At 45.9% G+C, this 15,688-nt stretch carries 7 protein-coding genes; all 7 read right to left on the reverse strand.

What is annotated here, in order from left to right; genetic code table 11:
- Positions 1-123 precede the first annotated feature (123 nt).
- The 7 genes from MKZ16_RS27750 to MKZ16_RS27780 all read right to left on the reverse strand — a co-directional run bounded on the left by MKZ16_RS27750 (position 124) and on the right by MKZ16_RS27780 (position 15,617).
- Positions 124-1,050, reverse strand: coding sequence for a DMT family transporter (locus MKZ16_RS27750; protein ID WP_081386569.1), 927 nt, complete (start codon positions 1,048-1,050; stop codon positions 124-126).
- A 208-nt stretch (positions 1,051-1,258) separates the two neighbouring features.
- Positions 1,259-8,635, reverse strand: coding sequence for a pectinesterase family protein (locus MKZ16_RS27755; RefSeq protein WP_076104882.1), 7,377 nt, complete (start codon positions 8,633-8,635; stop codon positions 1,259-1,261).
- A gap of 80 nt (positions 8,636-8,715) precedes the next feature.
- Positions 8,716-10,302 carry a glycoside hydrolase family 43 protein gene (locus MKZ16_RS27760; RefSeq protein ID WP_076104881.1) on the reverse strand — a complete coding sequence of 529 codons (1,587 nt, stop codon included), beginning with the start codon at positions 10,300-10,302 and terminating at the stop codon, positions 8,716-8,718.
- A 75-nt stretch (positions 10,303-10,377) separates the two neighbouring features.
- A complete protein-coding gene (locus MKZ16_RS27765) occupies positions 10,378-11,748 on the reverse strand; it encodes a glycoside hydrolase family 28 protein (RefSeq protein WP_076104880.1) in 1,371 nt (456 codons plus the stop codon).
- Positions 11,749-11,753: 5 nt separating this feature from the next.
- A complete protein-coding gene (locus MKZ16_RS27770; protein WP_076104879.1) occupies positions 11,754-12,911 on the reverse strand; it encodes a glycoside hydrolase family 88 protein in 1,158 nt (385 codons plus the stop codon).
- A gap of 94 nt (positions 12,912-13,005) precedes the next feature.
- Complete coding sequence (locus MKZ16_RS27775) at positions 13,006-14,562, reverse strand: extracellular solute-binding protein (protein ID WP_076104878.1); 1,557 nt, start codon at positions 14,560-14,562, stop codon at positions 13,006-13,008.
- Between the two features lie 89 nt (positions 14,563-14,651).
- Positions 14,652-15,617: an ABC transporter permease subunit gene (locus MKZ16_RS27780; RefSeq protein ID WP_038573247.1), complete on the reverse strand. Its 966-nt coding sequence runs from the start codon at positions 15,615-15,617 to the stop codon at positions 14,652-14,654.
- Positions 15,618-15,688 lie beyond the last annotated feature (71 nt).

A 15,688-nucleotide genomic window follows, 5' to 3' on the forward strand; every position in this document is an offset into this window, starting at 1 on the left:
ATATTAGACATCCATTATCGATACCAGAAAAATTAACACCAATCTTTTTTTCCACAAAAAAAACACCGATAGATAATCTAATCCTCTCAGGATCAGATCATACCATCGATGTCAGTTTGCCGATTAAAGTTCTACCTTACGGAGTGATTGTTTTGGTGATGGTTTGGATGACTTATTCCCTGTCCCCATCGGTAGGATTTGTGGAGCTGCGATCCCGATCAGAACTACGATAATCCCGATCCAGCGAAGTAATGATACCTCTTCTTGCAGAACTAACACGGAGGCTACTACAGCTGCCGGTAACTCCGCTGCCCCTAAAATCGCGCCTAGACCTGAACCCAGCTTCGGAACCCCGATCGAAAAGAACAGAACTGGAATTACGATGCCCAACAAACCTAGAGGTAGGCCGTATTTCCAAAGCCCATCGGTAATCGCACCGTCATATAAAAACGAAGGAGAAAAAACAGTCATAATAATAACCATTGCACTAGTGGTCATATACAAGCTTTTATTAACGGCAGGTACCTGCGTAGCTACTCTTCCACTCACAAAAATATAGAAGGCAAACGACACGGCTGACATTAAGCCAAAAACCACACCAGTGGTCGTGATTCCACCTACACTCGGCTCAAGGATGCCCCCCGCTAATACCGTACCAATTAGAAGGATAACCATCGAAATCACTTTTTCCCGACTAGGAAGTTTTCGATCTACAACCGCCTCCAGAATTACACCGATCCAAGTAAATTGGAATAACAGTACAATCGCAATCGAAGCAGGCAATTGTTCAACGGCGAAGCCATAAAATATGCCAGTTAAACTGATAGTGATCCCAGCGGCTAATAATTTCCCGCCTGTTTTTAGCCCTAATTTCTTTCGAGAAAATAATAAGACCAGCAAGAGCAGCATACACCATCCAAAAAAGTATTGTGATCCTACCAATTGTTTCATTCTAAAGCCATCGTTCATTCCAAGCTTGACGATCGTAGAGAGTGAGCCATAACTACAAGCACCTAAAAAAACTAGTAAAGCATATTTGAATAACTTCATATTCATCGTAAACCTCTTCCCTTTCTCTTGAGCAAGCTCATTAACATAATAAAGCCCCTTGTCATCGAAATGACAAGGGGCGATTGAAACCAAAGAATACATCTTTGACAAAATTCCGCCACTCCATCCACTGGATAGAGTTTGGTTTATTTACTTATAACAACTCCAATCATAATATGATAAATCACACAGGGTGTCAACTTGAAATTTAAGGATTTAGCTGGAACAATCGATAGACAATAACAGCTGCCTGAGCACGAGTTGTATTGGCTTTAGGTGCAAAGTTATCTTTGCCTACACCTTGAATAATCTTTGCTCCGCTCATGAATTGTACAGCCTCACGAGCGTAGGATGAAACGTCAGCGGCATCATTGAAACTCACTGGCTGGTCCACTCCCACGACCGTAAGTTTGGCGAGTTGTGCTGCACGATAAGCCATCAACGCCATTTCCTCACGGCTAATTGTTTCATTAGCACCGAAGGTTCCATCAGATCTGCCCTGAATAATTCCTAGCTTCTGAGCAGCAGCAACGGAGCTGTAGTACCAAGCATCCAGCGAAATATCCTTAAATGTACTTGCCGCACTACCTTCCTCCAGCTCTAGTGCAAGCATCAGCATCTTCAGGAACTGCGCCCGAGTTACATTCAGCTGTGGCCCGAAGTTATGATCTCCGGTGCCATTCAGAATATCTCTGGCGGCAAGGGCTTGAATGCTATTTTGTGCCCACCCTAGTCCAGCGATATCCTTAAAGGAATTTTCCGCATATCCTACTGCGAATCTGCTGGAATTGTCTGGTCTGAAGATGATCTTGCCAGTTGTCGGATTAAACTGGGAGTTTCTAACCACCTCTACAGTCCCGTCTTCACGGATTTGGTAGGCTACTATTTGTTCTACACCTGAAGTTGTCTTTGGTTTGTAATCCCGTTCAACCTTCAGTCCACGCCCAAAGCTGTCAAACTGTTTGCCATCAACAAAGAACTTAAACTCATAAATATCCCCGACATCCGTCTGAAGCGACAGTGTCTTCGCGTCAACTTTGCCAACTACAAGCTTAACGCTTGCGGCGTCAGATCCTGCCATCGCAAGAAGCAGGTCAGCATTTATTCGGAACGTAGACAATCCCATGTCTATTTCCAAAAGTTGAATTGCTTTTGCTCCCGCTCCAGCCAACTCACGAGCTGGCAAGGTCAGTTCAACCACCGAGCTGGCAGAGGATGGCTTCACTGTGATTCTCAATACTCCATTCTGCATTGAGCCAATTGCTTGTTGCAGAATCGTCGAGGATACCTCTGCAATAGCTTTACCATTCACATCCGCTGTCACGGAAAGAGTAACTCCATCTGCGTTCACAGTTGGTTCCGGTTGTTTCACTGGTTTGACTGTCGTTGAAGATGAAGTACCGCCCGATTCTGAAACCTGCGATTCTGCCTTAATCTCAATGGACATCGTACCTACAACACCGGAGTCATCTTTAGCTGTCGCTCTCACCGTTACTTTGCCTGCTGCAATTGCAGTGAGCAAGCCGGTATCCGTAATAGTTGCTCGCTCAGTAGCTGATCCATCCTCATTCACTACTGACCAGGTCACTGCTGGATCGGATGCATGGTCCGGCAGGATTACAGCTGCCATTTGCAGGGTTTGCCCTGACTTGATTTCGCTCACATTATCTTTGGAGGAGACTTTTATCTCCATGACGGATATAGGAATGACATGAACAACCGATTGTGCCTCATGCAGGATGTCAAAATCAACATCTGTGTTGGATCCTCGGAAAGAAATAAATCCAAGCGGCACGGCGATTTCACGATTTGTCTTCTTCGCTTTGAAGATGATTTCTAAGAATTCCGCATCATCGGTCAGGATATTTCCTGCCTCCGTTCCAGCTACACTAACTGTTATTAGACCTGGACTGTCCTCATTAATATGAGTGATGCTGAATCCGTCTGGCAAGGTCTGAGCGGATATGAATTCCACACCAGATACGTCATATGCCATGGTAAAGTCTACAGCATACACTTCCTTGTAGACGGAGGTAGTAACATTTGTAAGCCCTACACGGTAAGTGAAATCCTGTCCTGCCACCACTGTGACCGGTCCGTTCAGCGTTGCAGCGGGCAGATTACGGGCAATCTCATCTTGTCCGCTGATATTAATCTCTAGGCTTCCGGATACTCCACTTCCATCTAGAGCTCGCGCAGTTACTTGTACGCTACCGTTCTTTCTAGCTGTCAGCAAGCCCTTCTCATTAATAACCGCTTTATCCGTAGAGGTTATCCCATCTGCTTCAGTTACCGTCCAGATAACTTTAGGATTCGTCGCATTCTCTGGAAGCACAGAGGCTTGCAGCTGCAAGGCACCGCCCTTCGACTCAATGCTGCTAATTCCATCTTTACCCGTTACAGTAATTGAAGAGACTTGTACCGCAGGTATCTGCTCTTGATCCACTAAGATCTTGGATTGCTGTGGATTCCAGCCATCACTTCCACCAAGCACAGCTTCAATCGTATAGGCAGCTGCCTCTTCTGCTGTTAATTGTTTGGACCAGCTGTAACGTGAAGCTGCATTAGCCCCCTCTCCGTAACTTAAAAACTCAGAGAACCGTGCAGTTTTGGAACGACCTTCATACCATTCATGCCAGCCAGTAGCACGAATATGAGCTCCCATCTCCGTGTTAATGAAGGTAGAGCTGCCATATTCTCTCCATGGCCGGCCCAAATCAACGGTTCCAGCAGCAACGCCCTCACTGGCAGTTAGTCGATTATTGATGAACACATAACCAGGCTTACCCGTTGCCGTGGAAGGCGCAGTAACATAACCAGCACCCGCACTTTGAATCACATTATTCTCGAATACAGCAGCGGAATTACCAAAGATAAAGTCCACTGTACCTTCAATATGGCTGTCGACGAAATAAGCTCTTCCCTTGTCTGCGAACAGGGTATCCTGATATCCAAGAAGTTTAACATTTCTGTACACTCCCCGGTCTCCTTCAGCATATAAAGCGACTGCCTGACCGGCATCCCGCCCAGCACTGTTCTCAACCGTCATGTTCTCCAGTGTGAAATCAGTTGCCGCAACCTTTAATGTATAGCTACCGCTGGTGCCCATTTCTTTACCATCTGAGCCAATGGTTTTCGCGGAGTCACCGTTAATAAGTACGGTACCTTCCCGGCTCTCACCGATGATACTAATATTCATCTTACTAGAAGGTACAAGCACCTTCTCCTTATACGTGCCGTTCTTCACTTTAATAATCGTGGTTAGGGCACTATTATCAGGTGCTGCTTGAATAGCGTCATTAATCGTTTTATAATCTCCTGTCCCATTCTGAGCAACAATAATGACAGGAGCTGGAATTCCCTTGACCACCTCGGATGGAACACTGGCACCCTTATCACCGATGGCGATTACCGCATATTGATAGGCAGTCCCGTTGCTCAAGCCTTTATCGGTATAATCTGTTGCTTCGATGCCGTCGGCCACGACCGCATAGCTGCCACCGCTCTCCGAGCGTAGAATTTGATAGCTGCTAGCTCCATCAGCTACATTCCAAGTCAGATGGATATCAGTGTTGCCAGGCTCAACGCTAACTCCTTGTGGAGCCTGCGGCTGGCCGGAATTCTTGTATGGAACCGCTGGGGTAGCAGCTGAATCTAGACTACTACGGGTACCGCTTATTGCTTTGACTTTGTAATAATACGGTGTTCCGTTTACGAGCCCAGCATCAGTAAAGCTTGTGTCTGATAAATCAGACCCGAGCACTTCATAAGGACCATTCGCCGATGAGGCACGTTTGACAATGTACTGGCTCGCCTCCTCAATCGCTGGCCAGCTTAGTTTCATTACACTGTCACCAGCTTCCGTGGAAACGACAGGTGTTCCCAAAGGAGATTCCGGAGTAGCTTCAACAGGCGCTGATTCTTTTCCCTCCCCGGCCACATTTGTTGCAGCTACGACGTAACGGTAGGTTTGCCCGTTGGCCAAACCTCCGACGCGGTAAGTTGTGCCGGTGATTTCTTTTGCCACGAGTTCATAGCTACCTGAAGTCTCATTCCACTTCTTGATGCTGTAGCTGGCTGCATTCTCCACAGCTTTCCAACTGAGATCCAGTTGTGCATTCCGACTTACAGCCGCAAACGATTCTGGCGCAGGCAATTTCACCGCCAAAGCGGATGGGGTAATACTAATTTCATTGGAATTTCCCGATTCACCAGTGGGCGCCGTCGCCGAGATAACATAATAATAGGTAGTTTCGTTGGTAACTTCATTATCAATATATGATGTCTCTGTAATAGCATTGGCAATAGTCTCATAAGGCCCCCCGCTCTTAAGACTTCTCTTAACATTGTAGGAAGTTGCGCCTTCAAGAGCAGGCCATGATAGCTGGGCTGCTTGGTTTCCTGGAAGCCCAGTCAGTCCAAGCGGTGTTTCAATGGGCTCAACATAGATCTTTAAATTGTCTAAGTAATAATTTCCTGAGCCGCCGCCCGGTGTCTTGGACAAGATACGCCCAATGCCGTAGCTGGCGAAATTCGTGGTTGTGAACGGAAAAGAGCCAGCAGGCTGATCATCGATATATACATCCACTTTATCGTTGTTCACATCCACCTTTAGCTTCAGGTTGTACCATTGTTTTAGGGAATAAGAGCTCATCAGTTGATGATACTGGCTGCTCCCCCTGCTCATGGTTAGCGTATATTTACCTGTAGCTTCAGGAAGCGTTGGCTTTCTGCTCTCAATGGAGAATGCCGTTTTGCTTCCATCTGTACTCTGGGCCTGCAGGAACACCGAGGTTCCCGATTCTGTCGCAAACATAAAGTCAGTGTCAATAACCAGTGCACCTGTAATTGGCGCAAATTTACGGATAAACTGCACGCTGCCGTTCGCACCATCGAACACATTCAACACTTGATCTGACGTATTCCCTTTACTGTCAGACGGTGTGGGAGATACAATAACCTTTTGAATTTCAGTCTGTGGATTTGGAGTTACATCATAATACTCTGGTGTCACACCTACGGCAACCTGCTCGAAGTCTTCATCCACATAATAGACATTACCTGCTTCACCTTCAGCTGTAGCGCTGGCCTCATCGGAATCAAAGCTTTCACCAAGCTCATTCACCGCGCTGACCACGTAATAATAAGTTTTTCCGGAGCTGAGTCCGGAATCAGTATACAAGCTATCTTTAATTTCAGTATTAATCGTTTTGTAGGGACCGCCGGAAACCTCGCTACGTTTAACACTATACGACTTGGCAGAAGCAACGTCCTCCCAATTCAACTTCACTTTCTCTTCACCGGCTGTGGCTGTAAGTCCACGGGGTGCAGCAGGAAACTGATCACTAAGCGGTTTCAGCTCCACCTCACTGAAGACAGACGCATTATAACGATTAACCTCGTTATCTACCTTAGCAGCATCGGCTGCAAGACCAAAATAAACCGTATCATTCAGGTCAAGCTTCACCGTGCCTACCTTGCTCCATGTTACTTTATCCGGCGATACCAGACCTGTCACTTCGTTACCAAGACGAACCAGCTTCACCCAATAAGGTGTATTGATGAAACTGTCCGGTTCTGTTTTTACCACCTTGGCTCCTGTGGTGGAGCGGGTAATCATAACTCCCTTCTTGCCATATTTGACATAAGGGATTGCCAGCATCGTCATTTTAGAATTGTCATTGAGATTATCACGAATCATGACACCTGCTTTGGCATAATCATCAGTTCCCGTTACGGAGTCGATTCTAGCAATAATTTCACCATTGCCTGTCAGGGTTTGATAAGCAAACTGAAAGTTATCAACAGCAGTTTCGCTCTCCGATGTAGCTCCGATAAGTCCAGCCGATTTGAGCGTAATTTTCCCGCTATCTGGATGAAGTGTAGTCACTCCCGCTATCCCTGGACCACCAACATCCACTGAAGTCCACGGAAGAACGGATCCAGAGGTGTTGACATGTATAGCTACGTTATCGGATTGTGTCTTAAGCCCTTTATTGTCTATAGCCTGAACAACAAGATAATAGGTACCATCCTGCACATTGTTCCAATTGAAACTATAAGGTGCTGTGGTAGCTTCGTCTTGCTTCACACCATTAACGATAAATTCCACCTTAGCAATACCATCGCTATCACTGGCAGAAGCTGTAACATTCACCTCGCTGCCTGACTCTATGATTTGGTTATTCACAGGATAATTGATAGCGGTTACAGGATTGTCCGTATGCTCATTCCCTGATTTCCCTAACACAATGAGATCATTCAAATACACTTCTAAATTTGTATATCCCTCCGAAGATAACGTCGACTTCTTGCCATCCTCAGGATCGGTAGGATCTAGTCCATTAGCAATCTCCCAGCTATCATCCATACCGTCATGATCCATGTCGATTACATTGGAAGCTGTCTCTGTATAGTCTGGGTAACCGCCTATTTCAATAGGTGAATTAATATGCTGTCCAGTGCGATTCTTCACATCATTAATGACACGCGCATCGTAAGCATCACGTCTTGGCAAAGTGGCACCAGCATCAGCCATTACATTTGCGTAGGCTTCCTCCGCCGACACTGCCGTATATGGGTTAGGCATCTTTGCCGGCTCCGCAAGCTTAGAGATATTCGAATACTTTTGCACACCCTTCCAGTTGTCTTCGGTAACCTTCGGATTACCATCCATGATGTTCCCATCTATAAACAACCGGGTTTCTGGAGACACTTCCCCAAACAATTGATTTTTTACACTGGTGTAGGTGTTTGGACCATTTTTATAATAATTGTTAGTGATATTATATCGATAATCTTCTGCTCCCCCACCATAGGTCGAAGCGAATCCCCAGTTATAGATAACGTTATTAGACATTTCCGTCAGGTCCACCAATTTGGTCACCGTCGGCAAACGGGGGTTGCGGCTGGTGCTATGAGCAATCAGATTGTGAAGGAAACTGGCATTTTTCCCACCCCAGATTCCTCCGTAGCCGTGACGTCCCTTCTGGTGAGTCGTCATCAGCATACTTTCAGCGGATATCGACCATTGTACGGTAGTATTCTCGTTGTCATACAGACTGACCACTTCATCCACCGACCAGCTGAATGAGCTATGATCGATAATGAGATCCTTATGGTACCTTGATCCAAAAGCATCATCTTCACTAGCTACCCGGTCGCCTAACCGGAAACGCATATAGCGCATAATAATATTGTCAGCTTCAACAGAGGTTGTGTAGTCGGCAATTGTAATTCCGTCACCTGGAGCCGTTTGCCCGGCAATCGTCAGATTTGAGCCGGTAATCTTGAGGGATTCCTTCAGATGGATGGTTCCCCCCACTCGAAAAACAATGGTCCGATTACTTTGACTTACCGCATCGCGGAAGGAGCCGGGGATCGGAGTTTCCTTGATACCATAATCAGCCAACGTCGTCACTTCATACACAGGTTGAGCTCTTCCGCCGGTTACATATTTGCCGCCACCTTCCGCACCCGGAAAGGCAGGAAGCGCTTCCAAAGAAGCGGCCTCGACACCACCAAATGGCATACATGTTGCAAGAAGACTCGCGACCAGCGCCCCAGATAACCATTTTTTCTTCATACAAGACCTCCTAATATCTATTGGAATAAGAAGGGGGCCCTGTCCTCAGAGCAACCCCTTCCTTAGTAAAGCCGTGTGTATTATTCCTTGCCCTGATAACGGAAATATGCGAAATCAGCACTGCTGCCACCGAACTGCTGCATATCATGCGCCGCAATGCCAACAAAGTTCCCAGTGAAGCCTCCCGATAAAAAGCTGATATTCTGCGGATCGCCAAGTGGCTTCCACTCCGTATCGTCACCCTTAAGATAAACAAATTGCCCAGTCACTTCCTGCACCTCAACCGCGATCCGCAGTGTCTCCCCTGCATTTAGTTCAATCATTACAGGCTCCGCAGTGAATTCATCCCGCTGACAGCGCATTAACCGCAGCACCTTGCCACGTCCTTCTTCATGGCTGATATACGCATAAAGATAGTTATCTTCATTCAGGTATAACAGTAGTCCTGCCATCTGCAGATAAGTATTCGGTTCATATTCAAGCGCTGTTTCGGCGCGGAAGCTTATATCCGTCTGGCGAATAGCCAGAATATGATGCTCAAACAGACTCTGCACGGATTCCCCGGCCCTGATTCTTAACCAGCCCGGTCTTTCAGCAAGGGAACACCAGCTTTCATTCCTAGGAATCCGCAGTGTATTCCAGTTCTTTTTCAATTCCGGGCCGTTAAAATCATCCTCGAATTCAAGCGTCCGCACTTGTTTCAGGACCTTCGTTCCTTTAGGTGCTGGTACCTTGAGCTGTGGCGCATTTCCGCCTGAGGTTAGTCTTAACCAGCCCTCCTCATTCCAGTGCACCTGCTGAACGGCAGTCTCTCTCCCCAGTATGGCGTATTCGCCTTCCAGGGGTCGGGTACACAAATGGGCCATATACCATTCACCTTCTGGTGTCTCTACCAGACTTCCATGGCCGGCACATTGAAGCGGCAGCTCGGGATTATCCCGTGAGGTCAACATCGGATTGAGCGGATCCACCTCATACGGTCCAAGTAGCGCCTTGGAGCGCGCTACGGTTACGGCATGCCCCGATCCAGTGCCGCCTTCTGCCGTAATTAAGTAGTAATAACCTCCCCGCTTGTAAATATGCGGCGCTTCCGTCTTCTTCAGCGGCGTGCAATCAAAGATTTTCACAGGTTCACCTATTAATTGGCATTGCTCTGGATCGTACTCCTGAATTACAATTCCGCAGGACTTGTTGCCTTCCGTAATCCGGTAATCCCACAGCTCATTCAGCAGCCATTTGCGCCCATCCTCATCATGGTACAGAGATGGATCAAACCCGCTGCTATTCAGGTATACCGGGTCAGACCAAGGTCCCTCAATATCCCCCGCAGTAATCAGATAGTTATGACAATCTTTAAAAGGCCTTTTAGTGCTCTTAACATCGGTATAAATCAGATAAAACAAACCGTCATAATAGCTAAGCTGTGGAGCCCAGATACTGCAATTTTTCGGATTTCCCCGCAGATCCACCTGATGAGTCAGAATATCTGTGCAATGCTCCCAGTCTGCTAAGTCCGCTGATTGATACACCCTTACACCGGGCAGCCATTCAAAAGAAGAAACAGCAATATAATACATCTCCCCCGCTCTTACAATACAAGGGTCAGGATTGAAGCCTTTTAATATGGGATTGTGAATAATTCCAGTCTGAATATTATCTGTAATCATCTTCATACTCCTTCCTATTTCCATACATCCGCACCCTTCACCCTAAGCAAATCTGCAGTCTATCCTGTTCAATTATCAGTCTGTCTGCTCACTTAGATCTTCCTGTGACGGGATAACGGTCACCTGCTGTACTAATTCTTCCACTTTACGGGTGTTTCTCGATTGGCAACCGGTGATATCTACCGTTTCTCCATTTTCAATATAAAAAGCCGGTCCCTCATGATTCTCGATCGTCACTTGGCGGAAGCGGATATCTCTTACGTTGCCAAGATAGAACCCACGGTTGTTCATATCCTGGATTCCTGACATCATGGCTGGACGACCAGGGATTGCATTCTCTGCCATGGAAATATCAATATCGGAAAAGGTAATTTCTGAAATGTATTGCTCCGCAAGGCCGTAAAGAAAACCTGCAGCAGCATGAACATTCCGAGCAGTAATATTAGCAAAATGAATCCGTCGGAAGCAGGGGGTCTCCTCCGTCACCGGATAAGGATTCTTGTCCCATACGTATTTGTCCTTACCACGTGGTCCGCAGAAATAATAAAGATTAAGAATAAACGGACAGATCACGTCCTCCATCACGATATTACTGACACGAATATCTTCGACAACACCTCCGCGCCCGCGTCTGGACTTCAGCCGAATTCCGCGGTCTGTCTGCTTGAACACGCAATTGCTGATCACGATATTACGGATATCTCCGCTCATTTCGCTTCCCAGCACCACACCGCCGTGACCATGAATCATCGTGCAGTTAGTTATCGTGATATTCTCACACGCAACCCGCTCCTTCGTATCCTCCGTCCCTGCTTTAATGGCGATGCAGTCATCACCCACATCGATATTGCAGTTGCTGATGCGGACATTCACACAGGATTCTGGGTCAATGCCGTCTGTATTAGGCGAATCCGCCGGATTATAGATCGACAGATTATCAATCGTAACATCATGGCAACAGATAGGATTCACAGTCCAGCTTGGGGAGTTCACGAGTGTCAGATCTCTGAGCGTGACTCTACGGCAGTTGTCGAAGCTGATAAGCTTCGGGCGAGGATACAGCAGTGAATCAGGAGAATTCCGATGTTTATCCCACCAAGGTGCGCCCCTTCCATCCAGCTTGCCTGCACCTGTAACCGATACATTCTCTAGATTTATTCCAAAAATACATGAAGCATGGACATTCTGTTTCACACCCTCCCAACGGGAATCCACCACCGGATAATCGTTAGGATTAGAGCTGAAGCTAAGCTCAGCTCCAGGGCTAAGCTTCAGCTCAATATTGCTTTTCATGAAGATAGCGCCTGTCTGATAGTGCCCGGAAGGAACATAAACTGTTCCTCCCCCTGCCTCGCTTGCCGCATGAATGGCACGGGCTATCGCTTCCGTTGAAGGCTCTGCACTATTAGGATGTGCTCCGTAGTCATTTATATTGTAGATAGACATGCGCTTCACTCGCTCCCTTTCGTCACGGCAGGACGCTGCAAATATTCATATTCTCCGCAAGCCAGGAGGAATGCGCCAAGCCCCTTCTGATCATTGGTAACAATCGGTTCACTGATATAATAGGTGTAAGTACCATCTCTCCGGTCTTCACCACCGAGTCCAGCGACCTGGCAGTTTTTATTCAGGTTAACCCAGCCATTTTTGGTTTCCAGCACAAATTCAGTAATAAGGCCTTGATAAGCACGGTCAAGTGTCTCGAACCAACTAGCATCCAGTACACCAATCCGAATGCCCTTAGCCATTGCATAGGTGATCATACTTGAGGCAGAAGCCTCCAAATAATTGCCTTTACGGCCGCCCATGTTTACAACCTGATACCAGACTCCGGCATCAGCATCCTGAACCTGACGAAGCGCTGTCAGCGTATCTGTCAGAATACGTGCCAAGATCTCGTAATCCGCGTGTTCCTTAGGGAGCATTCCGAGTACATCCACTAGCGCCATCACATACCAGCCCAGCGAACGCCCCCAAAAGTTCGGAGACAACCCCGTTTCAGGATCGCACCACGGCTGTACCCGCTTTTCATCCCATGCGTGAAACAGGAGACCCGTCTCAGTATCCTTGGTATGACGCTCGCACAGAATAAATTGCCGGGTCACATCGTCCAGACCCTTGCCGCCTTCATACTCAAGTAAATACTCCAGATAGAAAGGAGAGCCCATATACAAGCCATCCAGCCAAATCTGATAAGGATATACATTCTTATGCCAAAACGCACCTTCCGAGGTTCGAGGATGCGTTGTTATCTGCTTTCTTAATAAATCTGCTGCCATTTTATATTTCGCTAACCCAGTTTCTTTATGGAGCACAAACAGGATCTTCCCGTTATTTAAGTGATCAATATTATGTTCGCTCAGGCGATACCCCTTCACAGAGCCGTCTTCCTCAATAAAATAATCCATATTATCTTTGATGAATTGATAATATTTAACCTGCCCGGTCTGTCTCCACAGCAGCTCAAAACCCTTCAAGATGACTCCATAATCATAAGACCATTTTCCATGATATCCGTTATCCTCATATAATCTTGGCGTTCGCTCCATAATCGAATCTGCCATTCGAACACCCCAGCCCATACTCCTAAGTGCATTGTTGTCTTTCATTTTTTCCTCCTGTTTGAATAGATATGGTCCTAAACGCAGCCTCCCCATTTAGGACCCATCTACTATTTTCTTAGAATATAGTCTGTAGTACTTCTTAAGGATTTACAGCTTTATAAGCAGCTTCATATTCAGTAATGATTTTGCTGCCGCCGGATTTCTTCCACTTTTCAACCTCAGCTTTAAATCCGTTCAAATCAATTTTGCCAAGAATATATTTATAAGTGGCATCTGTCATAATCTTCTGCAATTCAGATCCTTGAGTAGAATAGGTCTCAGATTCCAGAGAGTAAGCAGGATTCAGTACAGCATATTTAGCATTCTCAACGATCAGCTTATCAGCTTCAACTTTGAGTGGATCAGCATCATGGATAATGAACCCATTCTCTAATGGACGAGATGCCGAAAATGGCTGAACTTCTTGCTTCCAGAGATCCGTATCCTTAATCGTAACCGCTTGTTCTCCATCAATTGTGTAGTGAACATCCTTAATACCGTAGGTCATCAAGCCATAGACATCTTCATTCATAAGATCATTAACAAATTTCAGGATCCGTCTTAATTCATTTTCATCCTTAACTTCGGATTTCGGGAAAGACAGCAGTCCCCCAATTCCGTTATTACCAGCCCAGATGGCACGATCTGCTTCATTGCCAGTGGAAGTGATATCGTTAACCATAACCAAATCCATGCCATCCTGTATGCCCTTAGACAGATTTAGCAGGTTCTTGCTGTCAAACAAGGCACCCACATAAATTCCAGCCTTTCCTTGCGCAAAATTCTGCTGCTGATCTGTTTTAGCCGTCACAGCAAAATCCTGATTGATATACCCACCATCATAAAGAGTCTTCATATAATCCATGGTTTTAACATAAGCCTCTGTATCGAACTCAGGTGTCATTTTACCCGCATCGTCAACGCTCCAATAGTTCGGTGTTCCAAAGTATGAGCCCAACGTCTTAAATGCTCCATATACAAGATCGCTGCGGTCCATGAAGCCTGTGGTATCCTTCTTGCCATTACCATCAGGGTCTTTTTCGGTAAACGCTTTCGCAACTTCCATCAACTCATCTGTTGTTTTTGGAACCTGCAGTCCAAGCTTATCCAGCCAATCTTTACGGATAACAACGCCGTTTCTAGCCAAGGACTTCTGGAAAGGAACCCCGTACAGCTTACCTGCAATCGATGCCGATGTACGTGTATCCTGTGAAATTTTAGCCAAATTCGGGAACTCATCAAGATAAGGACTTACTTCCCAGAACATACCGGCCTTCAGTGCATTACGTACAGAAGAGTTATCAAGAATAGTCAGGGTAACGATGTCCGCTAGGGAATTCGATGCTAACGAAGTATTAATACGTTCTTCTTTGGAAGGATCCGGAATCCATGAGAATTCAATCTCTGTATTCGTTAATTCTTCAATTTTTTCCAGAATAGGACCCGTTGGTGTTGTAGACGTTTGTAAAATGTTCAGCCAGCTAATCTTTGCTTTAGCATCTAGCACATCTGCAGGTGCAGCAGTTGTTTTAGCAGTTGAATTCGTTTCCCCATTTGAAGAATTTGACTCCTTCGCGTTATTGCCTCCTCCGCATGCAGTGAGTACTAACCCGCTACACAACATTAAGGCTGCAATTTTTTTGTAATTGCGATTCATCAACATTACCCCTTTTACTAATGTATTTGTTGTTGTATCTTCCACCTCTGCCCTTAAGGCAGAGGTAAGAATTCAGCATACTGTGAAGCCTAATAAACACCATCTTCGCCGATTTTTTTAGCTAACTTGTTCGACAGCATAACGAGAATCAAGCCAACCACACCCTTGAACAGACCTACTGTGGTACTGAAACTCAATTGTCCGTTCTTTAAACCAGCTGTATAGATATAGGTATCGAAAATTTCTCCAACTTCGCGGTTCAAGGAATTGATCAGCAAGTACATATGCTCAAAGCCCAGATCCAGCGTGTGGCCAATCTTCAGAATAAGCAAGGTAATAATGATTGGACGAATCGCCGGCAGGGTGATATGCCATGTTTTGCGCAATCTTGCCGCTCCATCCATCTCAGCTGCTTCATATAACTGCGTATCCACTACGGTAATGGCTGCCAAATAAATAATGGTTGACCAACCAATTTCTTTCCAAATGATCTGTCCGATATACACGGTACGCAACCACTCGGGAGAAGTCAAAAAGCTGATCTTCTGCATCCCAAAGGCCGCCAACATCTCATTCAGCACCCCTCCATCCACATTCATAAATACATAGGAAATGGAGACGATGATAACCCATGACATGAAATGGGGGATATAAATAATCGTTTGAATGGTGCTCTTAAATAACTTGTGCTGAACTTCGTTAAGCATCAGCGCCACTATAATAGGTAGCGGGAAGAAAATAACAATGTTTAATGCAAACAAGATAAGTGTATTACTCAATAGCATAAAGAAGGTAGGTTCTGTAAACAATCGGACGAAATGCTTAAACCCTACCCACGGGCTATCCGCTATGCCCAGAAACGGCTGATAGTCCTGAAATGCAATGATAAGACCGCCCATAGGCAGGTACTTAAAAATAACAAAATACAAAAATCCCGGGAGTATCATTAGATACAATAACTTGTTTCTTTTTAAACTCAGCCAGCTAGGCCCCGTTCGCTTTTTTCTTACTGGATTAACTTTCGTGTTCAGCATGGTGACGTTTGCCTCTTTCACCTGATCGGCCTCCTTGATCGCGTTTCTTTACGATTCCCAGATTACGATCATTCGTCCATTACGTATATAAT

Source organism: Paenibacillus sp. FSL R5-0928 (genome assembly GCF_037970385.1).
GTDB lineage: Bacteria > Bacillota > Bacilli > Paenibacillales > Paenibacillaceae > Paenibacillus_AQ > Paenibacillus_AQ odorifer.

Coding starts and splice junctions, on each gene's coding strand:
- MKZ16_RS27755 (WP_076104882.1), bottom strand. CDS start 8,635: ATGAAGAAAAAATGGTTATCTGGGGCGCTGGTCGCGAGTCTTCTTGCA.
- MKZ16_RS27760 (WP_076104881.1), bottom strand. CDS start 10,302: ATGATTACAGATAATATTCAGACTGGAATTATTCACAATCCCATATTA.
- MKZ16_RS27770 (WP_076104879.1), bottom strand. CDS start 12,911: ATGAAAGACAACAATGCACTTAGGAGTATGGGCTGGGGTGTTCGAATG.
- MKZ16_RS27765 (WP_076104880.1), bottom strand. CDS start 11,748: ATGTCTATCTACAATATAAATGACTACGGAGCACATCCTAATAGTGCA.
- MKZ16_RS27775 (WP_076104878.1), bottom strand. CDS start 14,562: ATGAATCGCAATTACAAAAAAATTGCAGCCTTAATGTTGTGTAGCGGG.
- MKZ16_RS27750 (WP_081386569.1), bottom strand. CDS start 1,050: ATGAAGTTATTCAAATATGCTTTACTAGTTTTTTTAGGTGCTTGTAGT.